At 62.5% G+C, this 1,106-nt stretch carries 2 protein-coding genes; both read right to left on the bottom strand.

All coding sequences use genetic code 11. The features are described from left to right. The coding region (gene yidC / locus AB0I03_RS27010; protein ID WP_360417467.1) for a membrane protein insertase YidC at positions 1–862 on the bottom strand (862 nt) is incomplete at its 3' end. 3 nt (positions 863–865) lie between these two features. After that, on the bottom strand, positions 866–1,106 hold a 241-nt coding region (yidD, locus tag AB0I03_RS27005), incomplete at its 5' end, for a membrane protein insertion efficiency factor YidD (protein ID WP_360417465.1).

Raw genomic sequence — 1,106 nt, 5'->3', positions numbered from 1 at the left:
CCTTCTTCGCCGCGATCTCGGCGGGGCTCTCGACCAGCTTGCCCTGGGCGCGCAGCCGCTCCTGGCGGTCGGTGAACGCCTTGCTGCCCGGGGTGGGGTTGCGGCGGATGACGTACATCTGCTGGCCCATGGTCCACACGTTGGTGGTCAGCCAGTAGACGAGGACACCGACGGGGAAGTTGATGCCGAAGACGGCGAACATGACCGGGAAGACGTACATCAGCATCTTCTGCTGCTGCATGAACGGCGTCTTCACCGTCAGGTCGACGTTCTTCGTCATCAGCTGGCGCTGGGTGTAGAACTGCGACGCCGACATCAGGATGATCATGATGACCGTGACCACGCGGACGTCGGTCACCGAAGCACCCAGGGCCTCGATCTTCGAGGGGGTGTCCATGAACTTCGCCGCGAGCGGCGCACCGAAGATGTGCGCCTTCTGCGCGCTCGCCAGCAGCGTCGGGTCGATGAAGCCGACGGTCTTGTTCTGCGCGATGTGGCTGAGGACCTGGTACAGGGAGATGAAGAAGGGAGACTGCGCCAGGATCGGGAGACAGCTCGAGAGCGGGTTGGTGCCCGACTCCTTGTAGAGCTTCATCATCTCTTCGGACTGGCGCTGCTTGTCGCTCTTGTAGCGCTCCTGGATCGCCTTCATCTTCGGCTGGAGCGCCTGCATGTTCCGCGTCGACTTGATCTGCTTCACGAAGAGCGGGATCAGGCAGATACGGATCAGCACCACCAGCGAGACGATGGACAGACCCCACGCAGCTCCACTGTTCGCATTGAAAATCAAACTGTAGAACGAGTGGAACTGGACGATGATCCAGGAAACTGCGTAATAAAGAGGACTGAGGATCGTGTCCACGAATCAGGCTCCTTGGGCGTTGGGCTGAGTCTCGGGCTGGGCGACAGGCTCAGGGACGGTGGGCCCGCCCAGACGGCTCCTCAGCCGCTGATGCCAAACCGGACGCTTCCGGGGAGGGACGTGGTCGACGCCACCGAGCGACCACGGGTTGCACCGCAGAATGCGCCAGGCGGTCAGCGCAGTCCCCTTCACCGCGCCGTGCCGGTCGATGGCTGTGTAGCCATAGTGCGAACACGACGGGTAG

Origin of the sequence: Glycomyces sp. NPDC021274 (genome assembly GCF_040641195.1) — a bacterium.
In the GTDB taxonomy this organism is placed as follows: Bacteria; Actinomycetota; Actinomycetes; order Mycobacteriales; family Micromonosporaceae; genus Glycomyces.
This window is presented reverse-complemented; position numbering and strand designations above follow the sequence as displayed.